Origin of the sequence: Tatumella sp. JGM94 (assembly GCF_018257595.1) — a bacterium.
GTDB classification, from domain to species: domain Bacteria; phylum Pseudomonadota; class Gammaproteobacteria; order Enterobacterales; family Enterobacteriaceae; genus Tatumella; species Tatumella punctata.
This window is the reverse complement of record NZ_JAERJN010000011.1, coordinates 48,476-74,202: the sequence shown is the minus strand read 5'-3', so window position 1 is coordinate 74,202 and position 25,727 is coordinate 48,476. Positions and strand designations below refer to the sequence as shown.

At 51.3% G+C, this 25,727-nt stretch carries 22 protein-coding genes; 8 read left to right on the top strand and 14 right to left on the bottom strand.

Annotated features, from left to right (window positions below; all coding sequences use genetic code 11):
- Positions 1-68: 68 nt before the first annotated feature.
- Positions 69-2,768 carry a magnesium-translocating P-type ATPase gene (gene mgtA, locus JK216_RS09570; protein ID WP_212711586.1) on the bottom strand — a complete coding sequence of 900 codons (2,700 nt, stop codon included), beginning with the start codon at positions 2,766-2,768 and terminating at the stop codon, positions 69-71.
- 763 nt (positions 2,769-3,531) lie between these two features.
- Between mgtA and acnB the strand changes: the two genes are divergently transcribed.
- Both acnB and JK216_RS09560 read left to right on the top strand, forming a co-directional pair.
- Positions 3,532-6,129, top strand: coding sequence for a bifunctional aconitate hydratase 2/2-methylisocitrate dehydratase (acnB, locus tag JK216_RS09565; RefSeq protein WP_212711585.1), 2,598 nt, complete (start codon positions 3,532-3,534; stop codon positions 6,127-6,129).
- A 202-nt stretch (positions 6,130-6,331) separates the two neighbouring features.
- Positions 6,332-6,694, top strand: a complete 363-nt coding sequence (locus tag JK216_RS09560) for a YacL family protein (protein ID WP_212708362.1) — start codon at positions 6,332-6,334, stop codon at positions 6,692-6,694.
- Between the two features lie 55 nt (positions 6,695-6,749).
- Here the strand turns inward: JK216_RS09560 and speD are convergent, their stop codons facing one another.
- The 3 genes from speD to JK216_RS09545 all read right to left on the bottom strand — a co-directional run bounded on the left by speD (position 6,750) and on the right by JK216_RS09545 (position 8,888).
- Complete coding sequence (gene speD / locus JK216_RS09555; protein ID WP_212708361.1) at positions 6,750-7,553, bottom strand: adenosylmethionine decarboxylase; 804 nt, start codon at positions 7,551-7,553, stop codon at positions 6,750-6,752.
- A gap of 30 nt (positions 7,554-7,583) precedes the next feature.
- Positions 7,584-8,444, bottom strand: coding sequence for a polyamine aminopropyltransferase (gene speE / locus JK216_RS09550; RefSeq protein ID WP_212708360.1), 861 nt, complete (start codon positions 8,442-8,444; stop codon positions 7,584-7,586).
- A 93-nt stretch (positions 8,445-8,537) separates the two neighbouring features.
- Positions 8,538-8,888 (bottom strand): YacC family pilotin-like protein, encoded by a 351-nt coding sequence (locus tag JK216_RS09545; protein ID WP_212708359.1) that lies wholly within the window; start codon positions 8,886-8,888, stop codon positions 8,538-8,540.
- Positions 8,889-9,044: 156 nt separating this feature from the next.
- Here JK216_RS09545 and cueO point away from each other — a divergent pair, with 156 nt between their 5' ends.
- Both cueO and hpt read left to right on the top strand, forming a co-directional pair.
- Positions 9,045-10,682, top strand: a complete 1,638-nt coding sequence (gene cueO / locus JK216_RS09540; protein ID WP_212708358.1) for a multicopper oxidase CueO — start codon at positions 9,045-9,047, stop codon at positions 10,680-10,682.
- A 177-nt stretch (positions 10,683-10,859) separates the two neighbouring features.
- Entirely contained in the window at positions 10,860-11,396 is a 537-nt protein-coding gene (gene hpt / locus JK216_RS09535; RefSeq protein ID WP_212708357.1) for a hypoxanthine phosphoribosyltransferase, read from the top strand.
- A gap of 218 nt (positions 11,397-11,614) precedes the next feature.
- On the opposite strand, the gene JK216_RS09530 is transcribed toward hpt, so the two are convergent.
- Positions 11,615-11,791, bottom strand: a complete 177-nt coding sequence (locus tag JK216_RS09530) for a hypothetical protein (protein WP_212708356.1) — start codon at positions 11,789-11,791, stop codon at positions 11,615-11,617.
- Between JK216_RS09530 and JK216_RS09525 the strand changes: the two genes are divergently transcribed.
- A complete protein-coding gene (locus JK216_RS09525; protein ID WP_212708355.1) occupies positions 11,779-12,702 on the top strand; it encodes an ABC transporter ATP-binding protein in 924 nt (307 codons plus the stop codon). The genes JK216_RS09530 and JK216_RS09525 overlap by 13 nt on opposite strands.
- Positions 12,702-13,472, top strand: a complete 771-nt coding sequence (locus tag JK216_RS09520) for an ABC transporter permease (protein WP_212708354.1) — start codon at positions 12,702-12,704, stop codon at positions 13,470-13,472. Before JK216_RS09525 ends, JK216_RS09520 begins: the two co-directional genes overlap by 1 nt.
- 42 nt (positions 13,473-13,514) lie before the next feature.
- Here the strand turns inward: JK216_RS09520 and panD are convergent, their stop codons facing one another.
- The 9 genes from panD to thpR form a co-directional block, all read right to left on the bottom strand.
- Positions 13,515-13,895 (bottom strand): aspartate 1-decarboxylase, encoded by a 381-nt coding sequence (gene panD, locus JK216_RS09515; RefSeq protein WP_212708353.1) that lies wholly within the window; start codon positions 13,893-13,895, stop codon positions 13,515-13,517.
- A 14-nt stretch (positions 13,896-13,909) separates the two neighbouring features.
- Positions 13,910-14,782: a pantoate--beta-alanine ligase gene (panC, locus tag JK216_RS09510; protein WP_212711584.1), complete on the bottom strand. Its 873-nt coding sequence runs from the start codon at positions 14,780-14,782 to the stop codon at positions 13,910-13,912.
- A gap of 15 nt (positions 14,783-14,797) precedes the next feature.
- Positions 14,798-15,592, bottom strand: coding sequence for a 3-methyl-2-oxobutanoate hydroxymethyltransferase (gene panB / locus JK216_RS09505; protein ID WP_212708351.1), 795 nt, complete (start codon positions 15,590-15,592; stop codon positions 14,798-14,800).
- Positions 15,593-15,695: 103 nt separating this feature from the next.
- Positions 15,696-16,175 carry a 2-amino-4-hydroxy-6-hydroxymethyldihydropteridine diphosphokinase gene (gene folK / locus JK216_RS09500; protein WP_212708350.1) on the bottom strand — a complete coding sequence of 160 codons (480 nt, stop codon included), beginning with the start codon at positions 16,173-16,175 and terminating at the stop codon, positions 15,696-15,698.
- Positions 16,176-16,177: 2 nt separating this feature from the next.
- Positions 16,178-17,587 (bottom strand): polynucleotide adenylyltransferase PcnB, encoded by a 1,410-nt coding sequence (gene pcnB / locus JK216_RS09495; protein WP_212708374.1) that lies wholly within the window; start codon positions 17,585-17,587, stop codon positions 16,178-16,180.
- A gap of 40 nt (positions 17,588-17,627) precedes the next feature.
- Positions 17,628-18,560 carry a tRNA glutamyl-Q(34) synthetase GluQRS gene (gene gluQRS / locus JK216_RS09490; RefSeq protein WP_212708349.1) on the bottom strand — a complete coding sequence of 311 codons (933 nt, stop codon included), beginning with the start codon at positions 18,558-18,560 and terminating at the stop codon, positions 17,628-17,630.
- A 69-nt stretch (positions 18,561-18,629) separates the two neighbouring features.
- Positions 18,630-19,085, bottom strand: a complete 456-nt coding sequence (gene dksA, locus JK216_RS09485) for an RNA polymerase-binding protein DksA (RefSeq protein WP_038022990.1) — start codon at positions 19,083-19,085, stop codon at positions 18,630-18,632.
- 179 nt (positions 19,086-19,264) lie between these two features.
- A complete protein-coding gene (gene sfsA / locus JK216_RS09480) occupies positions 19,265-19,969 on the bottom strand; it encodes a DNA/RNA nuclease SfsA (RefSeq protein WP_212708348.1) in 705 nt (234 codons plus the stop codon).
- A gap of 11 nt (positions 19,970-19,980) precedes the next feature.
- Entirely contained in the window at positions 19,981-20,523 is a 543-nt protein-coding gene (gene thpR, locus JK216_RS09475; protein ID WP_212708347.1) for an RNA 2',3'-cyclic phosphodiesterase, read from the bottom strand.
- A gap of 131 nt (positions 20,524-20,654) precedes the next feature.
- On the opposite strand from thpR, the gene hrpB reads away from it, so the two are divergent.
- Complete coding sequence (gene hrpB, locus JK216_RS09470; RefSeq protein ID WP_212711583.1) at positions 20,655-23,102, top strand: ATP-dependent helicase HrpB; 2,448 nt, start codon at positions 20,655-20,657, stop codon at positions 23,100-23,102.
- Positions 23,103-23,197: 95 nt separating this feature from the next.
- On the top strand, positions 23,198-25,696 hold the full coding sequence (mrcB, locus tag JK216_RS09465; protein ID WP_212708345.1) for a bifunctional glycosyl transferase/transpeptidase: 2,499 nt from the start codon (positions 23,198-23,200) through the stop codon (positions 25,694-25,696).
- Positions 25,697-25,727: the final 31 nt, after the last annotated feature.

Sequence of the window (25,727 nt, the reverse complement as noted above, 5' to 3'; positions counted from 1 at the left end):
ATAACATATGTCAGAAACGGCTCCGGTGGAGCCGTTTTTTTTGTTTCCGGAGCCCGGTTCTGCCGGGGCTAAAACCATTGACCGAAACGACGGCAATACAGCTGTTTCATCACCTGGCTCAGTAAACAGTAACCGGCAAGGATCAGGATCAGCCACGGGAAATAGGCCAGTGGTAATGCCTGTAAGTGGAAGTTTGCGGCCAGCGGCGAATAAGGTAATGCAATCCCGATAATCACCACGACCAGAGTACTGAGCAATACCGGCCAGCGGGCACAACTCTGAATAAACGGAATTTTTCGTGTCCGGAGCATATGAACCACCAGTGTTTGTGATAATAAGCCTTCGACAAACCAGCCAGACTGGAACAATGATTGTGTTTCGCTGCTGTGGGCAGCAAATATATGCCACATCACAGCGAAGGTTGCGACATCGAACACGGAGGAGACGGGTCCCATAAACAGCATAAACCGGCCGATGTTCCCGGCATCCCATTGGCGTGGTTTAGCAACGAACTCTTCATCCATCCGGTCCCACGGTAGCAGCATTTGTGAGATATCATAAATCAGGTTTTGCAGCAGTAACTGTATTGCCAGCATCGGCATAAAGGGGATAAAAGCACTGGCGATTAATACCGAAAATACGTTGCCGAAATTAGAACTGGCAGTGATATTCAGGTATTTGATGATATTGCCGAAGGTCTGGCGGCCAATTCTGACCCCTTGCTCCAGTACCTGAAGATCCTTCTCCAGCAAAATGATGTCCGCTGCACTCTGGGCTATTTGTGTTGCATTCTCTACCGAAATACCGACATCAGCCGCATGCAAGGCAGCAGCATCATTGATGCCATCACCAAGAAAACCGACAGTATGCCCTGATTGCTGTAACAGGGTGACGATACGGGTTTTATCGGTTGGTGTCAGCCGGGCAAAAATCGTATGGCTGGCCAGTTTCTGTTGCAGACTGTGGTCATCCATGGCGGCAATCTCCGGGCCCTGTAACGGGGTTCCGGCTGACAGGCCTAAATCACGGCAGATTTTTTCGGTCACCTCAGCGTTATCCCCGGTCAGTACTTTCACGTCAACGCCATGGTCTTTCAGTGACCGTAAAGCCAGGTCGGCCCCTTGTTTTACCGGATCAAGGAATAACAGTACACCACACAGGGTTAAATCCTGTTCGTCTTTATCATTCAGGCGGCGTAATGAATGTTCGGCATCCAGGGTTTTACTTCCGAGGAGTAATACCCGATATCCCTGACGGTTATAGGCGGCAATCCGGTCCCGGAACTGCTGGCGCAGTGCCGGGGTCAGCAGTTGCTCTTTCCCACCGGTCTGAACGTTCAGACAACGGGCCAGCATTTCTTCACTGGCCCCTTTGCTGATCAACTGCTGACGACCATGGTCATCATAAACAGAGACTGACAGGCAGCGGCGGGTGAAGTCGAAAGGCAGCTCATCTGCTTTTCTGATATGCATCAACCGGCGGGATATTCCCTGCTGCCCGGCAAACTGACAGACAGCCCGGTCCATCGGGTTGTCAATTCCTTGCTGAAAATGACTATTCAGCCAGGCCATTTCCGCGACCTGTAAATTTTCTTCACCGTCAGGAGTCAGAGCTTGCTCCAGCACGATATTATCGTCAGTAAGGGTACCGGTTTTATCCGTACACAGAATATTCATCGCCCCGAGGTTCTGAATAGCATTGATGCGTTTAACCACCACTTTTCTGGCAGCCAGCGCCATGGCACCTTTTGCCAGGTTGGTGCTGACTATCATCGGTAACATTTCAGGAGTCAGCCCGACGGCCACCGCCAGTGAGAAGAACAGGGCTTCGGTCCATTCGCCCTTGGTAAAACCATTGATCAGGAAAACGATCGGCACCATCAGTACCATAAAGCGGATCAGTAACCAGCTGACACTGTTCACTCCTTTATCAAAAGAAGTTTTGGGAGCTGCACCGGCAACTTTACCCGCCAGCGAACCAAACCAGGTCTGTTCACCGATAGCGACAACCACGGCCGTCGCTGAACCACTCAGTACACTGGTACTCATTAGTGCAATAGCGGGCTGATGCAGCACGATATTTTCGCTGATAACTTCCGGCATCTCTGCGGCTTCTGGCCGGGCATGTTTTTCTACCGGTAAGGTTTCTCCGGTCAGCGATGACTGATTCAGTTGCAGAGAGTTGGTTTCCAGTAAGCGCAAGTCAGCAGGAATAATGTCACCGGCACTGAGCAAGACAATATCGCCGGGTACCAGCAGATGACGCGGTATTTTGAGGAGTACCGGCTGATGATGTTGATCCTGACGGCGTACGGTCACGGTGACTTCGACAAGAGAGTTCAGTGCTTCAGCGGCTTTGTTGGTACGGAATTCCTGGATAAAGCGCAGCAGAGTACTGAACAGGATCATACAGCCCATGATAGTTACACTGGTAAGATCGGTTTCTTCTCCTGCACGACGCGGGATCCAGTAGTCAGTGATAAAGCTGACAGCGGTTAACGCCAGCAACACATAGATAAACGGGTTATTAAACGCCAGCAGCCATTGCAGTAACGCCGGAGGTGCTTTTTTTACCGCAATTTCGTTCGGGCCAAACTGCGACTGACGGGCCGCGACCTGCTGTTCATCTAATCCTTCTGTAGTGGCAGCCAGGGATTGCAGGGTTGCTTCGGTACTGGTGGCAATATGGCGGGCAATCAGCCAGTCATTTTGTATTGCCGGTTGTTTTTTCCCCTGCACTGGCAGAGCGGAATTTATAATCTGAGTCATCTCTTTATGTCCGTTTGGTTGCTGCCAGGGCACGCTTCACAGCGGCAGAGGGCAGTCAGTCGTTGAGATGCGTTGCAGATTTTTCGGGGATCAGGCGGGAATACCCCTGCAACGCGTATAACGTTGCCTCGTCGGGTCATCATCCATTGTTGGCTCCTTGATGGGTGGTACTAAAAGGCAGTGCTGTGGTACAAAAAATTATGCTGGCTGGTGTATACGGAATATACCCGGGGGAAAAAGGGTGTGGGTAATCATTGGGGATAACCTCGTCTGAGAAAAAGTGGGACAGGCGGGGCGTATTGCTCGCTGTCTGCCAGGGAGGCAGACAAACAACTATCTGCCCTTGTTTATTCGGTAACTGTTCAAGGGATATTCCTGTAAATAAAGACGGGCAAAATATAAGGTTTTTATTATTACCGGTAAACCTGTAACTTAAACCACGGGTCAACCAGCGTAAATTTTATCCGCTGTGCGGGCCGCAGGGCCTTATACGGAGAGTGACCCGTGTGGTTATATTTTGTGATTATGTTTCAATAGTGGTGCAGGGCTTTGTTTTAATGTATTTATTTATCAGACAATTATATAAAAAAATAGCAATATCACTGCGGCAGATAGATGTTGATTTTTTGTAAACAGATTAACAACTGTCCGCGATACTGATATGCTGCCGAAGCGGAACCGGACACCGTTACCCTGCACAGATAAAATTTTAAGTGGTGATCCCGGCGCCCGGAAGTCAAACAATGTGAGTGAGGAGAACGTCGTGCTAGAAGAATACCGTAAGCACGTTGCCGAACGTGCTGCCCAGGGAATTGTTCCAAAACCCTTAGACGCAACCCAAATGGCGGCACTGGTTGAACTGCTTAAAATTCCGCCAAAGGGCGAGGAAGAATTTCTTACAGACTTATTAATAAATCGGGTGCCGCCAGGGGTTGATGAAGCCGCTTACGTAAAAGCCGGTTTTCTGGCCGCAGTTACCAAAGGTGAAGCGGTTTCTCCGCTGATCACCCCGCAAAAAGCGGTCGAATTGCTCGGGACGATGCAGGGCGGATATAACATTCACCCGCTGATTGATGCGCTGGATGACGACAAGCTGGCCGCCGGTGCCGCAAAAGCCCTCTCTCATACCCTGCTGATGTTTGACAGTTTCTATGATGTGGAAGAAAAAGCCAAAGCGGGTAACCGTTATGCACAACAGGTCATGAAATCCTGGGCCGATGCTGAATGGTATCTTTCCCGCCCGCAGCTGGCAGAAAAAATTACCCTGACCGTGTTTAAAGTTACCGGTGAAACGAATACGGATGATCTGTCCCCGGCCCCGGATGCCTGGTCACGACCGGATATTCCGCTGCATGCGCTGGCAATGCTGAAGATCCCCCGTGAAGGCATTGAACCCGATGATGCCGGCACTCTCGGACCGATTAAACAAATCGAAGCGTTGCAAAACAAAGGCTTTCCGCTGGTATATACGGGGGATGTTGTCGGTACCGGTTCTTCGCGTAAATCGGCCACCAACTCGGTATTGTGGTTTATGGGGGAAGATATTCCCTATGTGCCGAATAAAAAAGGCGGGGGTCTGGTATTGGGCGGTAAAATTGCGCCGATCTTCTTTAATACGATGGAAGATGCGGGGGCATTACCGATCGAACTGGATGTCAGTAAGCTGAATATGGGCGATGTCATTGATGTTTATCCGTATAAGGGTGAAGTCCGTCGTCATGACAACGATCAATTACTGGATACCTTTTCACTGAAAACAGAAGTATTGCTGGATGAAGTCCGTGCCGGCGGCCGGATCCCGCTGATTATCGGGCGTGGTCTGACTGCGCGTGCCCGTGAATCTCTTGGGCTGCCACACAGTAATGTATTCCGCAAGGCGAAGGATGTTGAGAAAAGCAGCCGGGGTTTCTCGCTGGCCCAGAAAATGGTTGGTCGTGCCTGTGGCGTTACCGGGATCCGTCCGGGTGAATATTGCGAGCCTAAAATGACCTCGGTCGGGTCTCAGGATACCACTGGCCCGATGACCCGTGATGAGCTGAAAGATCTTGCCTGTCTGGGCTTCTCCGCCGACCTGGTGATGCAGTCATTTTGCCATACGGCAGCGTACCCGAAACCGGTTGACGTTGCGATGCAGCATTCATTGCCGGACTTTATTATGAACCGCGGCGGGGTTTCACTGCGTCCGGGGGACGGGATTATACATAGCTGGCTAAACCGGATGTTATTGCCGGATACTGTCGGGACTGGCGGTGATTCTCATACCCGATTCCCGATTGGTATTTCTTTCCCTGCCGGTTCCGGACTGGTCGCTTTTGCGGCTGCAACAGGGGTTATGCCACTGGATATGCCTGAGTCGGTATTAGTCCGTTTTAGCGGAAAAATGCAGCCGGGCATCACTCTGCGTGATCTGGTCCATGCTATCCCGTTATATGCCATCAGACAGGGACTGCTGACTGTTGAGAAAAAAGGGAAGAAAAATATTTTCTCCGGCCGGATACTGGAGATAGAAGGTCTGCCGGATCTGAAAGCCGAGCAGGCATTTGAGTTGTCAGATGCATCAGCAGAACGTTCAGCTGCGGGATGCACCATTAAACTGGATAAAGCGCCGATTATTGAGTACCTGAATTCAAATATTGTGCTGCTGAAATGGATGATTGCTGAAGGTTACGGTGACCGCCGTACTATCGAACGCCGTATTCAGGGAATGGAAAAATGGCTGGCGGACCCGCAGTTACTGGAAGCTGATACAGACGCAGAATATGCTGCCGTTATTGATATCGATCTGAATGAGATCACCCAGCCGATCCTCTGCGCACCGAACGATCCTGATGATGCCCGCTTATTATCAGACGTGCAGGGCACAAAAATTGATGAAGTCTTTATTGGTTCCTGCATGACAAATATTGGTCACTTCAGGGCTGCAGGTAAATTGCTGGACAGTCAGAAAGGCCAGATGCCCACCCGGCTGTGGGTGGCTCCGCCGACCAAAATGGACGCTGCGCAACTGACCGAAGAAGGGTATTACAGTATCTTTGGGAAAAGTGGTGCCCGTGTGGAAATCCCGGGATGTTCACTATGTATGGGAAACCAGGCGAGGGTGGCTGATGGGGCGACAGTGGTCTCTACCTCAACCCGTAACTTCCCTAACCGGCTGGGGAATGGTGCAAATGTTTACCTGGCCTCAGCAGAACTGGCAGCCATCTCATCGTTACTGGGCAAACTGCCTTCCCCGGAAGAGTACCAGCACTATATGGCGCAGGTGGATCAAACGGCCAGTGATACCTACCGTTATCTGAACTTTGACCGTCTGAGTCAGTATACGGAAAAAGCCGACGGCGTTATTTTCCAGAGCGCAGTCTGATGTGACGAAAAACGGCCACTGACATACGAAAAAGCACCGCTTGCGCGGTGCTTTTTTTTATCCTTACCGGGGACAGGATACTGTCATATTTTTCCATCTCCCCGACAGGTCAGGCCGGAGTGTCCGCCGGACGGTAATTTCGCTACACTACGGGGGAATATGCACCGCAGAATATTGTGACTGGTGCAGTAAGGAGTCAGATGTGGAATACCAGTTTGTGAATGATGTCACCGGCGGCGTCATCGTCCGGATGTCGATGGACCATGAAGCCGTAGGCCATTGGTTTAATGAAGAGGTTCAGGGGAATCTCGCGTTACTGGATGAAGTGCGCGCAGCGGCATTGTCTCTTAAAGGTACTGAGAACCAATGGCATAAAACAGGTAAAGAATACAGCCTGTGGGTGGATGCTGAAGAAGTGATGATCGGGGCAAACATCCTGTCATTTGACACGGATGAATTAGAAGAAGGCATGGCGTATTACGATCAGGAATCACTGGCGTTCTGCGGACTGGAAGATTTTTTTCAATTGATGGATGCCTACCAGAAGTTTGCCATCACCTCCTGAAAAGGTCTGCCGTGTAAAGATACCGGACCGGCCTTGTTCACCGGTCCGCGTGCACTTATTTTTGGCTAACAGCAGGAATATTACGGCCGTAGTAAATTTCGCGCATTTCTTTCCACAGTAAGTCAGTGATCCGCTGATGTTCCTGAGCGGTCAGATCATCCGGTCTGGTATTAAACAAATAGTGCTTCAGATCGAATTCTTTCAGCATCATTTTAGTGTGAAAAATATTCTCCTGATAAACATTTACATCCACCATGTCGTACATTGATTTCATATCATCTGACATAAAATTCTGAATAGAATTGATCTCATGGTCGATAAAATGTTTGAGTCCCTTAACATCGCGGGTAAACCCTCTGACACGATAATCAATAGTGACAATGTCAGATTCCAGTTGGTGGATCAGATAATTAAGTGCTTTCAGGGGGGAGATAACCCCGCAGGTCGAGACTTCAATATCGGCACGGAAAGTACAGAGCCCGCCTTCAGGATGGCTTTCCGGATAGGTATGAACGCAAATATGGCTTTTATCCAGGTGCGCAACAATGGCATCGGGCAGCGGTCCCGGATGTTCTGATGTATCAATATCTTCGGGGTTAACCGGTTCTTCACTGACCAGAATGGTGACGCTGGCACCCTGAGGTTCATAATCCTGACGGGCAATATTCAGAATATTGGCACCGATAATTGAACAGGTTTCGCTCAGTATTTCAGTCAGGCGATTGGCATTATATTGTTCATCAATATAAGCAATATAGCCGTCACGTTCTTCTTTTGAATTCGCATAGCAAATATCGTAGATACAAAAACTCAGGCTTTTCGTCAGGTTGTTGAAGCCATGTAGTTTCAGCTTTTGCAATTTAGTTCACCTCCTTCAGGGAATGCAGGGTTATTTAGTTACCAGCGCATTCAGTAAATATTGGGGTAGTGCGAAACTCGCTAAATGAATTTCCGGATTATAATAACGGCAGACGAGTTCGGTATGAGAGACCCGGGATGTCAGAGTGTCGATATCTGTTTTACGCAGAGAGGCATTGTTACTGGCCCACGCGAAAGTCATTATTCCGCCATAATAGGTCGGTACTGCTGCCTGATAAAAGGTCACATCGGAAAAGTAGGGGCTCAGGCGCTGATAGCTGTTAATTGCTTCATCCTGTTGCAGGAAGCAGACACCATTCTGAGCGACAAAGACACCGTCATCATTCAGGCAGCGTTTACAACCGGCATAGAAGTCTGAAGTAAACAGGCTTTCGCCGGGACCGATAGGATCGGTACAATCAGAAATAATGACATCAAATTTCTGGTCGGTCTGGCTGACGAAATTGACACCATCGTCTATGACCAGAGTAAAACGCGGATCATCATAAGCCCCGGCACTGTGTTCCGGCAGGTACTGGCGACAGAAAGTAACTACGCCGGCATCAATTTCCACCATCGTAATTTTTTCCACACCGGGATGACGTGCCACCTCACGCAGCATACCACCGTCACCGCCACCGATGATTAATACACTCCGGGCATCACCATGGGCAAAAAGCGGAACATGGGTGAGCATTTCATGGTAGATGAACTCATCCCGTTCTGTGGTCTGTACCACTCCATCCAGAGCCATTACACGGCCAAAAGCACTGTTTTCAAAAATTACCAGGTCCTGGTGTTCGGTTTTTTCCCGGTATAATTCTTTATCAATGGTGAAGTATTGCCCGAAACCATCATGCAGTGTTTCATGCCACTTCTCATGCTGAGACATGCTATTACCCTCAGTGCTGCGTTACGAAGAAAATAAGCAGGCTATCATAGCGAAGTCAGGGGGGGGATGCACGGCAGAAACCGTAAACTGAAATTATCTGTTTACATACGCCAGTAAACTTAAGGATTTATCGGCCAGCGAGCGACACTTTTTGGCGGTAGGGACGGCGATGCCACTCAGATCCTGATAGCTGGACTCTCCCCGTTGTTGCATATTCATCAGATCATAATTGCTTAAGTCCCAGTGATTCTGGCGGGCGAAAAAAATAAGGGCGTTGCGGATCTGTGTATCGGGGATATCCTGATAACCACAATCATTTTTCAGGTAGATAAATACCGCCGTTAAATCGGCCATATCTTCTGCCTGTGATTCATCAAGTGCGAAACTTGTACCGGATGCTCCCAGCAAAGCGGAAAGCAGCAGGAACCTGATAATTTTACTCATGGGGGTTCTCTGATCTCTGTGATGTGATGAACGTTAGCATAGTTGTCCTCAGGATGACGACAGTTTTGACTTTTTCGCAAGGATCGGGCCCTTGACCTTCCGTCTGGGGTAGGGTTTAAGCTTAGCAAATCACATTTCTGTCTAAGGGCCATTCGTATGCAGCGTCGCGACTTTCTGAAACTTACTACCGCGTTGACGGCCGCCGGATTACTGCCGATCTGGAACCGTTCTCTGATGGCCGCTCCCCGGCCATTGCTTCCTGTCCCGCCGGTGTTAACACCGGATATTCGTCAGCGGATAAGGCTGACGGCAATGGCCGGTACCAGCCAATGGCAGGGAAAAACAGTTCCAACCTGGGGATATAATGGCAGTTTACTGGGGCCGGCCCTGCGCCTGCAGCGTCGTCAGGAGGTTACCGTTGATATTAATAATACCTTACCCATGGCAACCACTCTGCACTGGCATGGGCTGAAAGTGGAAGGCGATGTAGACGGTGGACCCCATGGGGTGATCACCGCCGGCGGACGGCGACAGGTGACCTTTACTCCGGATCAGAATGCTGCAACCTGCTGGTTTCATCCGCATCTTCATGGTCAGACCGGATATCAGGTGGCGAAAGGGCTGGCAGGGCTGGTGATTATCGATGATAACGAGATTGATAAACTCCGATTACCGATAGAGTGGGGCGTCGATGATATTCCGCTGGTGTTCCAGGACAAGCGGCTGACGGCTGATGGTTCAGAGATAGATTATCAGCTGGATATTATGCGGGCTGCGGTTGGCTGGTTTGGCGATATTATGCTGACCAATGGTGTCAGTTACCCGCAGCATGCCGTACCGAATGGCTGGCTGCGTTTCAGGATGCTTAACGGCTGTAATGCCCGCAGCCTGATGATAACCAGCAGTGACAAACGACCGCTGTATATTATTGCCAGTGATGGCGGTTTATTAACGGAACCGGTGAAAGTCGAGTCTCTGGAGATGATTCCGGGAGAACGTTTTGAAGTGATGGTTGATACCAGTGATGGTAAGCCGTTTGACTTTGTTACGTTACCGGTTGAACAGATGGCTATGACGCTGTCACCTTTTGATCAGCCGTTACCGCTGGTCAATATTCTGCCATTACGTGTTGCTGGCAGCAGCACGCTCCCTGACCAGCTGGCCACCCTGCCGGCCCTGCCTGCACAGTCTCAGCTTGATACACTGAATAAAAGAACGCTGAAGTTATCAATGGATAAACAACTGGACGAACTGGGAATGGCGGCACTGATGAAACGCTACGGCCAAAAATCAATGCCCGGAATGCATGATTCAGCCATGTCCGGTATGGCCATGAATAATTCCCCGATGCCCGCAGAAGGGATGTCGGTAACCCAGATGCCAGCAGGCCACAGTATGCATATGACGGGCATGGCGGCAGAGCCGCATACTTCGGACTATGATTTCCGTCAGGGGAATAAAATCAACGGTAAAGCTTTTGATATGCATGAGATCTCCTTTGATGTGCCGTTACAAACCAGTGAAATATGGCGGATCAGTGGTGAAGATGACACCATGTTGCATCCGTTCCATGTGCACGGAACCCAGTTCCGTATTTTATCGGAGAACGGCAAGCCGGTAGCTGCCCACCGGCGTGGCTGGAAAGATATCGTTAAAGTGGAAAACGGCGTTAGCGAAATACTGGTGAATTTCCCGCGAACGGCGAGCAAAGAACAGCCTTATATGGCGCACTGTCATTTGCTGGAACATGAAGATACCGGCATGATGCTGAGTTTTACCGTCAGCGGCAGTTAATCCGTCAGTAAACAGGCCCGCACTACGGGCTGACAGCCGAATTCCGGGGTTAATCGGCTGTCGGTCTATCGTGCGGGCCTTTTTCTGTGCGATAATCCACAGCCTAACGCAGGAGTATTACTGTATTAATTCCGGCCATTAATGAGGTTTAGCTGAGTAAAATCAGTGAGATATATTATGAAACACACTGTAGAAGTGATGATTTCCGAACAGGAAATTAAACAGCGCATTGCCGCGCTGGGGCAGCAAATTACCGCAGATTACCGTGACCGCGGCAATGATATTGTGCTGGTAGGGCTGTTACGTGGATCATTTATGTTTATGGCTGATCTGTGCAGGGCTATCGAGGTATCTCACGAAGTCGATTTTATTACCGCGTCAAGTTATGGCAGCGGTATGTCGAGTAGCCGCGACGTTAAAATTATCAAAGATCTGGATGAAGATATCCGCGGTAAAGATGTCCTGATCGTTGAAGATATTATCGATTCAGGTAACACACTGAGTAAAGTGCGTGAAATTTTACGGCTGCGTGAGCCGAAATCACTGGCAATTTGTACTCTGCTGGATAAACCAGAACGCCGTGAAGTGCAGGTAGACGTCGAGTATGTCGGTTTTACTATTCCGGATGAATTTGTGGTCGGTTACGGTATTGACTATGCGCAACGTTACCGCCATCTGCCTTATGTCGGTAAAGTTGTTATTCTTGAGCCATAAACCCGGCTAACTAAATAGCACAATCTTTCAGGCCGCATGATACGGCCTGAATTATACTAACGACGAATTTCACCGAAACGCCGGATTTTTCGGCCTGACCGGCAGCTATTTCCATAGGCCGGAAGAACGCGCTGCTGTGAGCGACCGGAGGCACTGGCGGATGCTTGTCACTCTGACGTGGTTCTGAGCATTATTTCCCCGTGATATTGAATTCAGCCTTACCCGGCCAGCGTACCCGCTTTCAGCCATACAGGTAACTTTATGGCCCGGCCACTGATAACGATATCTCCGGTATCGGGCATTTGATTGCCGGACGGCTCCGGTATATTCACCACACAATTATTCTCGTTAAACACGTCCTCACGACGGGTATGGAGCAGGTATGACTTATGCACTGGAAATTTCCGGACTGACCAAGACCTATGGTGACAATGTCAGGGCCCTGAAAGGGCTTGATTTAAAAGTTAAAGCAGGGGATTTTTATGCCCTGCTGGGGCCTAACGGTGCCGGAAAATCCACCACCATTGGTATTATCAGTTCACTGGTGAATAAAACGTCCGGACAGGTCAGCGTCTTCGGACATGACCTGGACAGTGACAAGGTTAACGCGAAACGCCAGCTGGGGCTGGTACCGCAGGAATTTAATTTTAACCCCTTTGAAACGGTGCTGCAGATTGTGGTCAGCCAGGCAGGCTATTATGGGGTGGAACGTAAAGACGCACTGGTGCGGGCCGAAAAGTACCTCCGCCAGCTGGATTTATGGGAAAAGCGGGACCAGCGGGCAAGAATGCTGTCCGGCGGGATGAAACGCCGTTTAATGATTGCCAGAGCATTAATGCATGAACCTAAACTGCTCATTCTTGATGAACCTACTGCCGGGGTCGATATTGAATTACGGCGTTCAATGTGGGTCTTTCTTAAAGAGCTGAATATTCACGGCACCACCATTATTCTGACCACCCACTACCTGGAAGAAGCTGAAATGCTGTGCCGAAATATCGGTATTATTCAGCGTGGTGAGCTGGTGGAAAATACGTCAATGAAAGACTTGCTCGGCAAACTAAAATCGGAAACCTTTATTCTGGATCTTGCACCACACAGCCCGCTGCCGGTACTGGAGGGGTTTACCTATACCCTGACTGACACCTCCACCCTGGAAGTTGAAGTGATGCGTGAGCAGGGGCTGAATTCGGTTTTCAGCCAGCTGACAGCACAGGGGATTTCGGTACTGAGTATGCGCAATAAAGCGAACCGTCTGGAAGAATTGTTCGTGAGTCTGGTGAATGGCACAACGGAGGACAACTAATGGCACATTTATATTGGGTGGCGCTTAAAAGCATCTGGGCGAAAGAGGTCCACCGTTTTATGCGTATCTGGGTGCAGACCCTGGTGCCACCAGTCATCACCATGACGTTGTATTTTATTATTTTTGGTAATCTGATTGGGTCGCGGATCGGTGATATGCATGGCTTTAGCTATATGCAATTTATTGTGCCGGGGCTGATTATGATGTCGGTAATCACCAATTCTTACGCAAACGTGGCATCTTCTTTCTTCAGTGCCAAATTTCAGCGGAATATTGAAGAGCTGCTGGTCGCTCCGGTACCGACCCATATTATTATTGCCGGTTATGTTGGCGGCGGTGTGGCGCGCGGAATATGTGTTGGTATTTTGGTGACTGCCATTTCATTATTTTTTGTGCCGTTCCATGTTTACTTCTGGCCGATGGTCGCGTTAACTATTGTACTGACCTCAGTACTGTTTTCGCTGGCAGGGTTACTGAATGCTGTGTTTGCGCGGAGTTTTGATGATATCAGCCTGATCCCGACCTTTGTGCTGACACCACTGACTTACCTTGGCGGAGTATTTTATTCACTGTCATTATTACCGCCGGTATGGCAGGTTATCTCTAAGCTGAACCCGATTGTCTATATGATCAGTGGATTCCGTTATGGTTTTCTGGGCATTCATGACGTCCCGGTGGGGCTGACGATTGCTATTTTACTGGTATTTATCGCGGTATTTTATGCGGTAGTCTGGACGCTGATCCAACGTGGCAGAGGGCTGCGCAGTTAATCACAGGCCCCGGGAGCAACCAATAGCCCCCGGGGTCTCCGCTTATGCCATCTGTACCGGAACGGCTTTAGCCTTGCGTTGCAGTTGGTTACCTTCTCCGAAATAAGCCATTTTAGGCTGCCACTGACGGGCCTGCTCATCAGTGGCCTGCACATAACTACAGATAATCAGCAAGTCGCCGACGCAGGCACAGCGTGCAGCTGCACCATTTACCGAAATAATACGTGAGCCGCGCTCTGCGGCGATGGCATAGGTAGAAAATCTCTGGCCATTATTGACGTTATAAATATCAATAGCCTCGTACTCAAGTATGCCAGCTGCTTCCATAAAGTCCTGATCAATGGCGCAGGAGCCTTCATAGTGTAAATCTGCCTGAGTGACAGTGACGCGATGCAGTTTACCCTGCAACATGGTACGCAACATAGACGGGGCTTCCTTTAGTGAGATACGACATCATTGCCGTAAAACTGAACCTGCTGATTGTCGATCAGTCGTGCTTTACCCAGCCATGCAGCCATCAGTATCACGGCACTGTGACTGTCGGCATTAAGAGGAAGCAGTGTTTCACTGTCACAGACAGCAATACCGTCAGGAATAAAGCCGCTGTCACGTAATTGCTGTTCTGCACTGGCAATCAGGCTGGTGGTATCTGCTTGCGGACTGGTCAGCCCTTGCGCCATTGCATGCATTATCTGGCTTAAGCGTGGTGCAGCCTGGCGCTGTTCGCTGCTCAGATAGCCGTTACGGGAGCTGAGAGCCAGATTATCTGCTGCACGGACAGTCGGAACGCCAATGATCCGGATATTGTAGCCCATATCAGCCACCATTTTGCGGATCAGCAACAGTTGCTGGAAATCCTTCTTACCAAAACAGGCAATATCCGGCTGTACCATATTAAATAATTTACTGACAATGGTCGTTACACCGCGAAAATGTCCCGGCCGGCTGGCACCTTCCAGCAGGTATGACAGTCCGGGAACCTCGACAAATGTCTGAGCATCAGTACCTGCAGGAAAAATGGTACTGGCGGCAGGTGCGAACAGAATATCGACCTTATGCTGTGTTAGTTTTTCACAATCGTCGCTAAACGTACGCGGATAACGGGCCAGGTCATCAGCCCGGTCAAACTGCATCGGATTCACAAACACAGAGGCAACCACAATATCGGCATGCTGATGTGCTGTATCCACTAATTTCATATGCCCGTCGTGAAGGTTACCCATGGTCGGGACCAGGGCGATGCGCTGATTTTTCTGACGCAGGCGACGAATTTCGTCATGTAATTCGGCCGGTGTTTCGATAATTTTCACAATGAATCTCCTGACTTACTGAAAGCTGTGTTCCGGAGCAGGATAGCTGCCTTCTGCGACCTGACGAATATACAGTTGTACTGCTTCACGGATATCTCCGGTTTCCGCCAGAAAGTTCTTACTGAATTTGGGGATATGTCCGGCGGTAATTCCTAATGCGTCATGCATAACCAGAATTTGACCGTCGGTCTGGTGACCGGCACCAATGCCGATTACCGGAATAGTGAGTGCATCCGTCACCCGTTTTGCCAGAGCCTGAGGCACACACTCCAGAACCATCAACTGGGCACCGGCTTTTTCCAGTGCCAGAGCATCATTTAACAGGGTCTCTGCTGCCTGAGCATCACGGCCCTGAACTTTATAGCCCCCGAACACATTTACCGATTGTGGTGTCAGTCCGAGATGACCGCAAACGGGGACCGCGCGTTCAGTCAGACGACTGACGGTCTCACACAGCCATGCTCCGCCTTCCAGTTTCACCATATTAGCACCGGCACGCATCAGTCGGGCCGCGTTTTCACAGGCTTGTACCGGAGTCGCGTAACTCATAAACGGAAGATCAGCCAGCAACAGTGCTGCACCGGCACCTTTACGCACCATGGATGTATGGTAAGCGATTTCATCTGTGGTCACGGGCAGGGTGGAATCATGTCCCTGGACCGTCATCCCCAGAGAATCGCCGACCAGTAATACCGGAATCCCCTGGCTGGCAAACAGATGAGCAAAGCTATATTCATAAGCGGTCAGGGCTGCAAATTTTTCCCCTGATAATTTCCATTTACGAAGATCATGAATTGTAACTGGTTTCATTATAACCTCTTGTCATTATAATTTTAGGTGGCGAGTTTACAGGACAAATGAATCACAGGGAAATACCTGCGGTGCGGTGACCGCAGGCCGGAAAAGGGGGAGGTTACCAGGCGGTAATCGGGGAAGTATCCAGCGCGGACAGCAGAGCAGCGATACTGCGCCCATCGGGATAATGGCAGTCCGGCGCTATTTCACAGAGCGGCACTAACATAAATGCCCGGTTATGCATATCATAGTGCGGGATGGTCAGATGCGGCGTCTGAATCCTTTGTTCACCAAACAGCATGATATCCAAATCAAGAGTACGCGGCCCCCAGCGCTCATCTTTACGTTCGCGTCCCTGTTCCAGTTCGATGCGCTGGGTATGTTCCAGCAGCCTTTCTGCACTGAGTGACGTTTCCAGAGCAATTACCGCATTCAGATAATCCGGCTGATCCTGTGGCCCGTAAGGCGGGGTGCGATAAAATGACGAGGTAGCAACCCGCCGGCTATCCGGAACAGCATCCAGTGCATTCAGGGCCGCCTGTACCTGGCGTAGCGGGTTAGTCAGATTACTGCCCAGGGCAATATAGGCCAGAGTCATCGTCAGTTATTCCTGGCGGATGGCTGACGACGACGGGAACGGTTATGCCGGCGACGCTGATGAGGGTCACTCCCGAGGCTGTTAATCATGGCAGACTGGCGAACCGGTGGAGCCGACTGGAACTCGCCCCACCATTGTCCGAGCCGTTCCAGTTCGCTGCTATTTTCTGTTTCAGCACGCAGTAGCAGCAAGTCATACGCCGCACGGAATTTAGGGTGTTCCATCAGTTTCCATGCACGTTTACCGTGACGACGTGGCAGACGTAATTGCAGTGACCAGATATCACGAATCAGACTGGTGATCCGTTTAGGGATCGCAATAGCACGACAGGCCTCATCGAGGGTGTCATTCATTGCCAGAGCAAAAGCTTCATACCAAGGCAGACCGCTCTCCTGAGCAATCTGCTGTGCCCGTTCAGACTGCGGATACCATAGCATCGCGGCAAACAGGAACGCCGGGTTGACCCGCATATCATTATGGATCCGCCGGTCAGTATTTTTCAGCACCTGAATAATCATGCGTTCCATCGGGCTGTCACCCTGTGCCGTAAGATACTGGGTGATGGTCGGGAATAATGGCTGGAATAACTGATATTGCATCAGCAAACCGTAAGTCTGTTCGCCGTAGCCTGTCTGTAGTAATTTTAATGATTCTTCGAACAGGCGCGCTGAAGGGATATCCGTTAGCAGGCTGGATAACCGGGTCACAGGCTCTGCCGTTTCTGCAGCGATGGTCATATTCAGTTTTGCGGCAAAACGAACAACCCGCAGCATCCGCACCGGGTCTTCACGGTAACGGGTTTCAGGATCACCAATCAGGCGGATAACACCTTGCTGAAGATCCTGTAAACCGCCGACGTAATCACGGACGGTAAAATCGGCCACACTGTAATAGAGGCTGTTAATGGTCAGGTCACGGCGCTGGGCATCATCCTCGATAGAACCGAAAATATTATCCCGCAGTAACATACCGTTCTGGCCACGTTGTGACTGGTTACGGTCATGTTCGTTATCTGCAGCGGCTTCGCTGGCATGATGGCCACGGAAGGTCGCGACTTCGATTACCTCAGGCCCGAACATCACGTGGGCCAGACGGAAACGCCGGCCAACCAGGCGACAGTTACGGAACAGCTTACGCATTTGTTCCGGCGTGGCATTGGTCGTAATATCAAAATCTTTTGGTTTTTTACCCAGCAGAAGATCACGGACACCGCCGCCAACCAGATAAGCTTCAAAGCCTGCTTTATTCAGCCGATACAACACCTTTAATGCATTTTCGCTAATGTCTTTTCGGGAAATATTATGCTTATCACGGGGAATGATAGTCATCAGATTTTGGTCTTTTGTCTCAGCGGGCACGTCCTCTTCACGAAGAAGAACTTTCCGACAAAAATTTGCTACTCGGGTAAAAATAGTACACCTCGACAGTGACATAAATTAAGTGATGCTCAAATCAGCGGCTAATCATAGCCTGTTGTGAGCAATTTGAGAATGCTGTAAGTGGCTGCTCCGGGATTAAAGCGTCATTTATTGGGATATTATCTGTTGTCCAGTGGCATATTGCCTGACTCAGCAACTGATCACGCGACAGATCCTGCCAGCGGGGACTGACCGTCTGGCCGAGGAAACGCAGTGCCTGTACCAGCACCGGCCGCGGGTCCCCCTCCGGCAGGGGCGGCGCATGATTTTGTTTGGACAGTTTGTGGCCATCTCTGTTTAAGGCTAAAGGCAAATGCAGATAGTCGGGAACTGGCCAGCCTAATTGCTGATACAGCGATATTTGCCGGACTGTCGGAACAATTAAATCAGCCCCGCGGACAATTTCGCTGACGCCCTGAGAGTGATCATCCACCACAACGGCCAGGTTATAGGCAAATAAGCCATCACGGCGGTGAATAATAAAGTCTTCGGCAGCGAGGGCCGGATCCGCAACAATCTCACCGCGTAACCGGTCATGGAAAGAAAACACCGGTTGCAGCTGGCGAATTCTGAGTGCTGCGTCGCCGGCGGGCAGTGAGCGCTGGCGGCAGTGACCATCATAATAGCCACCACATTCACGGATGCGGCTGCGTGTGCAATCGCAAAAATAGCTCTGATGCTGGGAGATCAATTGCTGAATAATATCCCGGTAGGCATGGCTGCGCTGCGATTGCCAGAGCACATCACCGTCCCAGTGCAGGCCGTAGTGTTCAAGCTGATGGAGAATAGTACTGGCGGCGCCGGGAATTTCTCTTGGGGGATCGATGTCTTCAATACGCACCCACCAGCGACCTTGCCGGGCGCGGGCATTAAGGTAGCTCCCCAGTGCGGCGATAAGTGAGCCGAAATGCAGTGCTCCGGAGGGGGACGGCGCAAAACGGCCGGTACAGCAATGTTCTGACGTCATAGGCAGCAGTGAGACGTACAACAGAGTCTGAAGGACTCTGCTGTACGGTAGCCTTGCGGCTGGCTGATATCAGCCAGCCATTTGCTTTTCACGGATCTCAGCCAGCGTCTTACAGTCGATACATAAATCAGCTGTCGGACGCGCTTCCAGACGGCGAATACCAATCTCGACACCGCAGGATTCGCAGTAGCCGAAGTCATCATCTTCGACTTTTTTCAGCGTCTTCTCGATTTTCTTGATCAGCTTACGTTCGCGGTCACGGTTACGCAGTTCCAGACTGAACTCTTCTTCCTGAGCAGCACGGTCAACCGGATCCGGGAAGTTTGCCGCTTCGTCCTGCATATGTGAGACAGTACGGTCGACTTCATCCCTGAGTTGATTACGCCAGGCTTCAAGTATCTTCCTGAAGTGTGTCAGCTGGGCTTCGTTCATATACTCTTCGCCCGGTTTCCCTTGATATGGCTCCACCCCAGCGATGGCGAGGATACTCAGGGACGATGTTTTACGGTTTTGCCCTTCTTGCATGCTGTTTCTCCTGGATAACACGCACTATCGATTCCCGGTGAGGGAAAAAAACAGGCCGCTATAAATAGCAGAAGCTATCTCTGTTGGCAATTACTGATATCATCTGTTGTTGACCACTTGTCAATAAATTTGACGGTAAAAAGCCGGATTATCTTTTTAATACACGCCGTTGCAGCTTTTTATTGGATGAAATCAATAGAAAATTCTATCTTAGCATCGGCAGGAGTCAGGGAAGCTTTATAGACCAGAATTTCCACCCCGGCGAGTATTGCCTGGTCGAGAAGTGCGGCATAGCGTGGGTCCAGGTGCCGTGCGACGCTGATACGCTCTATTCCGCTGTGTAATACGGCAAAAAATAATACCGCCCGCTGTCCGGCAGCAGCGATTGCCATCAGTTCCCGCAGGTGTTTTTGCCCGCGCAGTGTTACCGTATCAGGAAAATATCCCTGACCGTTCTCCAGTAACGTGACGGATTTTACTTCCACATAGCAGTCGGCCAGCTGCGGCTGTTGTAATAAAAAGTCTATTCTGCTGCCCTCTGAACCGTATTTCACTTCACTTTGCCAGTGGCTGTAGTCAGAAAGCTCAGTGATCACCCGGGCCCTGAGAGCTTCGCGGAATAACTGATTTGCCCGCTGGGTATTTACGCAAATTAAATCACCGTCTGCCGTGCCGGTCAGTTCCCAGCTATGGGGATATTTACGCTGTTTATTGTCAGACTCGGAATACCACACGGTATCCCCGGGAGTGGCACAACCGGTCATCGCGCCGGTATTGGCACAATGAAGGGTAAAGACTTCGCCCTGTGGGGTAACAACATCGGCAAGGAAACGTTTATAGCGTTTAAGTAAAGTGGCAGATTTGAGCGGCGGAGTAAACTGCATAGGGGGTCTCGTTAAAGGGGTGAGGACGGTTGCAGCGGGAACGTTGCCAGGCAACGGTTTTTTGCTCTCCCGCGTCCCGGAGCGCAGGCCATTAAGGAAAACCCGGTCACAGGAAACTGCCAGTGAAATCCGGTCGGCGGAAGGCTGACCGGCGAAAAAACATGGTGCAATAAACGGACATGGGGGCGGAAAGGCTGTGATGGCTGAGGACAACCCTGACGAGCCGCCTGTGAACGTAACAGCGCCCCCAGAGCTAATAAGCCGGCAGGCGCTGGCCGGCAGCCCAGCCAGACCAGTCCGGAACCGGGCCAGTATCCGGCATCGTTCAGGGTCAGCATAAATCCGCGTTGCTGAATACGGGCTGCCTGTTGTTGTAATCGCTGAAGGGTGATTTCCCTGAGAGGGCCCAGCCAGGCCAGTGTCATCAGCATGTCTGCGGCAGGCAGCGGGCGGCCATTATCTGCGGGGAAATGATCAGCCCGCCAGCGGACCAGTGACTTTTGCAGCGGCGAGGGGAGCTGAATCGCAAAAAAATATTGCTGCCCTGTCGTCATTAATATCTCCGGGTGACGGCTACAGTGCCTGACCTGCCTGATAGCTTTGCTCAGACGGGGGCAGGCGTGAGGATTGATCGGTTGGGTGTTATTATGGCGGATATATTAACACAGCTTGCGCGGAGTTTTATTTGCCACCGTTACCTGTCAGTGAAGTACTGGATAAATTATTGACTGCGCTGGAGACCCGCAGCGGAGCGTTGCTGGTCGCACCGCCCGGGGCAGGAAAATCCACCTGGTTACCCTTACAGTTGTTATCCCGCGTGCCGGATAACGGCAAGATCCTGCTGCTGGAGCCACGACGGCTGGCTGCCAGAAATGTTGCCAGGCGACTGGCAGAAAATCTCGGTGAATCTACCGGACAGACCATCGGTTACCGGATGCGCGGTGAGAGTAGTTGCGGGCCCGACACCCGGCTGGAAGTGGTGACTGAGGGGATTCTGACCCGCATGTTACAGCAGGATCCGGAACTGAACGGTGTTTCGCTGGTTATTCTTGATGAATTTCACGAACGCAGTCTGCAGGCGGATACGGCGCTGGCTCTGTTGCTTGATGTACAGCAGGGGCTGCGTGACGACCTGAAGCTTTTGTTAATGTCAGCAACCCCGGACTATCAGCGCCTGTCAGTATTGCTCCCGGAAGTCCCGGTGATTATTTCACAGGGACGCAGTTTTCCGGTCGAACGGCATTTTATTCCCCTGAGCACCCGACTGCCCTTTGCAGCCGCAGTAGCACGTGAAGCCGCCTGTCTGCTGAATGAACACCAGGGGTCGATGCTGATTTTTTTACCCGGGGAACGGGAAATTATGGCCGTGAAACAGGAATTACTCAGCCGGCTGCATGACGCGACAGATATCTTCCCGCTATACGGAGCGATGAGTCTGACCGCTCAGCAACAGGCGATTGCCCCCTCGCCTGAGGGCAGACGGAAAGTGGTACTGGCAACCAATATTGCAGAAACCAGCCTGACGATAGATGGGATACGGCTGGTGGTCGACAGCGGGCTGGAGCGTGCGGTGCGCTATGATACAAAAAGCGGTGTCAGTGTATTACAGACGCAGCGGATTAGTCAGGCATCGATGGTACAGCGCGCCGGGCGTGCCGGACGCCTGACGGCGGGGTTTTGCTGGCATTTACTGAGTCAGGAACAGGCAGAGAGAGCGGCTGCGGTAAGTGAACCGGAAATTATTAACAGTGAGTTAAGTGCAGTGATGCTGGATATCCTTGCCTGGGGCTGCCGGGAGATGAGTCAGCTGCAATGGCTGGATCTCCCGCCACAAAAGCGCCAGCAAGCGGCACTGCAACTATTGCAGCAACTTGGCGCCACTGACGCGGGTCATCAGCTGACCGCGACCGGACGCAAAATGGCGGCGCTGGGGACTGAACCCCGGCTGGCGGCGATACTCTGTGCTGCCGGAGAAAATCCGGCGGCGATGGCAACGGCGAGTTTACTGGTTGCTATTCTGGAAGATCCACCGCGTAATGGCACTAATGATTTACTGTCTCTGTTTTTACACCCCCAGCCGGGATGGCTGAAACGAGCCAAAGCCTTACAGCAACGCACTGGCGTTCGTGGTAGTCAGGCCGATGACCAATTGTTAGCCGTGTTGTTAATGGCGGGGTTCAGTGACCAGCTGGCCCGCCAGCGTGGCGGAGGCGGGCGTTACCTGCTGGCAAAAGGCGTCGGCGCCGGAACAGCCGCTGATGATCCTCTGAGCCGTTATGAATGGTTACTGGTCCTCCGGCTGTCATTCAGTTCTCAGCAGCCAGAGGCCCGGATCCGTCTGGCCCTGCCGGTCGATATTGCTGAACTTGCCCGGCAGTGTCCGGATAAAGTTGAAGAACGGGATGATGTTGAGTGGGATGAAGAAAAAGGCATCCTGCGGGTACGCCGTCAGCAGGTGATTGGTTCGCTGATATTAACTTCACGTCCCGGCGAACGGCCGGCAGCGGCGCAGTTGCACCAGGCGATGTTGCGCTGGGTCAGGGCCAAAGGGTTGTCGGTGTTGCCCTGGACCCCGGCAGCTGAACAAATCCGTGCCAGGCTGGCTTGTGCCGGAGAATGGCTGAATGATGCGGACTGGCCGCCGGTGACGGACGACGCATTGCTGGACAGCCTGGAGCAGTGGCTGCTGCCGGAAATGGCGACGGTGACCGATGCCCGGTCGTTTAATACTATTAATATTTCGACAGCTTTATTACATTTGATCACATGGTCACAACGCCAGCGACTGGATAGTGCGCTGCCAACTCATTACACTGTGCCGACGGGCAGTCGTGTGCTGATCCGTTATAACACCGAACAGCCACCGGTGCTTGCTGTTCGTATGCAGGAGATGTTCGGTGAAGCTGATACGCCAGTGATTGCGGGGGGAAGAATCCCGCTGGTGCTGGAATTATTGTCGCCGGCTATGCGTCCGTTACAGATAACCCGTGATTTAGCGGGATTCTGGCAGGGGGCTTATCGTGAAGTGCAGAAAGAAATGAAAGGTCGTTATCCTAAGCACCCGTGGCCGGACTCACCTGCGACTGCGATGCCTACTCGCCGGAGTAAAAAATTTTCCCCCGGGCATTTGTGAACCGTCCGCTCTTTCAGAGGGTTCCGGCATGTAATTCTGCCGGAAGGAGACTAAAGTAACGCGCATGCTGAGGCTATGCCTGGAGAATAAAATTCATGTCTGGGAATGATCGCGAACCGATCGGGCGGAAAGGGAAGTCACCCCGTCAACCGGAAAAAGTTCGCCCCCGTGCGAAGAATAAAAAAAGTAACCGCTATGATGACCAGGACATCAATGCGAATGAGGAGGGGCAGTCATTGCCACGTAAAGGAAAAAAGAAACCCCCGGCAATGAAACGTCGCTGGCTGGGTATATTTATCAAACTCTTCCTGGTCGCTGCTGTTGTGATTGCGGCATGGGGCGTCTATCTTGACTCTGAAATCCGGCAACGTGTTGACGGCAGGGTCTGGCAACTGCCGGCGGCGGTCTATGGCCGGGTCGTCAGTCTTGAACCGGGTATGGCCTTTGATCGTAAGGGGATGGTCGATTTACTGGAAGGTACTCAGTATCGGCTGGTAACCAAAATCACCCGTCCGGGTGAATTTACGGTAAAAGGAAATACCATTGATCTGCTGCGCAGACCTTTTGATTTTCCGGACGGTAAAGAAGGGCAGATTCATGCGCAGATGACCTTCAGCAACGGTGAACTTACGGAAATCAAGAACCTGGACACGGGCCGTGATTTTGGTTACTTCCGTCTGGATCCGCGTCTTATCACTATGCTGCAGTCGCCTAATGGTGAACAGCGCTTATTTGTGCCGCGTTCCGGTTTTCCGAATACGCTGGTAGATACCCTGGTTGCAACCGAAGACCGTCATTTTTATGAGCATGACGGCATCAGTTTATATTCGATTGGTCGTGCATTTATTGCCAATGTGACGGCTGGCCGCGCAGTGCAGGGGGGCAGTACCCTGACTCAGCAGTTGGTGAAAAACCTGTTTCTGACCAACAAACGTACCCTGTGGCGTAAAATCCGTGAAGCCTACATGGCCATCATTATGGATTCCCGTTATAGCAAAGATCGTATTCTGGAACTGTACCTGAATGAAGTGTATCTGGGGCAGGCCGGTAATGACCAGATCCGGGGTTTCCCGCTGGCCAGCTTATATTACTTTGGCCGGCCGGTGGATGAACTGAGTGTTGATCAGCAAGCCTTACTGGTCGGGATGGTGAAAGGTGCCTCGTTATATAATCCATGGCGTAATCCGAAGTTAGCTCTGGAACGTCGTAATGTGGTACTGCGTCTGCTGCAACAACAAAAGTATATCGACGAAGACTTGTACAATATGTTGTCTGCACGGCCTCTGGGTGTTCAGCCAAGAGGAGGGGTTATTACTCCGCAGCCAGCCTTTATGCAGATGGTACGCAATGAGTTGCAGGATAAACTGGGCGATAAAGTGAAGGATCTCTCCGGAGTAAAAATCTTCACTACTCTTGATCCTCTCTCCCAGGATGCGGCAGAAAAAGCGGTAACCGAAGGTATTCCGCAGCTGAAGAAGCAACACGGATTAAAAGATCTTGAAACCGCGATGGTGGTGGTGGATCGCTTTAGCGGTGAAGTCAGAGCAATGGTCGGTGGTTCTGATCCGCAATTTGCCGGGTACAACCGGGCGATGCAGGCCCGCCGTTCGATTGGTTCCCTGGCAAAACCTGCGACCTATCTGACGGCGCTGGCACAGCCGCAAACCTACCGTCTGAATAGCTGGATTGCGGATCAACCGCTGGCACTGAAACAACCGAATGGCCAGGTCTGGAGTCCGGAAAATGATGACCATAAATTCAGCGGAAAAGTGTTGTTAGTTGATGCACTGACACATTCGATGAACGTGCCTACCGTCAATCTGGGCATGTCCCTGGGGCTGCAAAGTGTGGTGGATACCTGGACCAGATTAGGCGTTGGTAAGGATCAGCTGACGGCAGTACCGGCGATGTTACTCGGGGCGCTGAACCTGACACCATTGCAGGTGGCTCAGGCTTTCCAGACCATCGCCAGTGGCGGTAACCGTGCTACCTTATCGGCGGTACGCTCAGTGATTTCTGAAGACGGCAAGGTGCTGTACCAGAGTTACCCTCAGGCACAACAGGCTGAACCTCCGGAAGCCGCCTACCTGACGTTATATGCCATGCAACAGGTAGTTAACCGCGGTACAGGCCATGCGCTGGGCGCTCAGTATCCGACCATGCATCTGGCCGGTAAAACCGGGACCACCAATAATCTGGTGGATAGCTGGTTTACGGGGATTGATGGGAAAGAAGTTACAGTCACCTGGGTTGGACGGGATAATAACCAGACCACCAAATTGTGGGGGTCCAGCGGTGCGCTGCAACTGTATCGCCGGTATCTGGCCTCTCAGCCCCCCACGCCGTTAGACCTGACACCGCCAGAAGATGTATCGATGATGAACATTGATGCGCAGGGTAATTTTATCTGTGGTCCCGGAGACAGTACCTGGCGATCGTTGCCGGTATGGACAACAGACCCTGCGACTCTCTGCCAGCAGCAACAGCAACAGGTGCAGGTGCAGCAGCAACAACAGCAACAGCAGCAGCAGGTAGATCAGGATAGCAGCAGTAAAGGTGTGGCTGGCTGGATTAAAGATATGTTCGGCCAGTGATCCTGTGGGAAGATAACGAATAAAAAAGGCG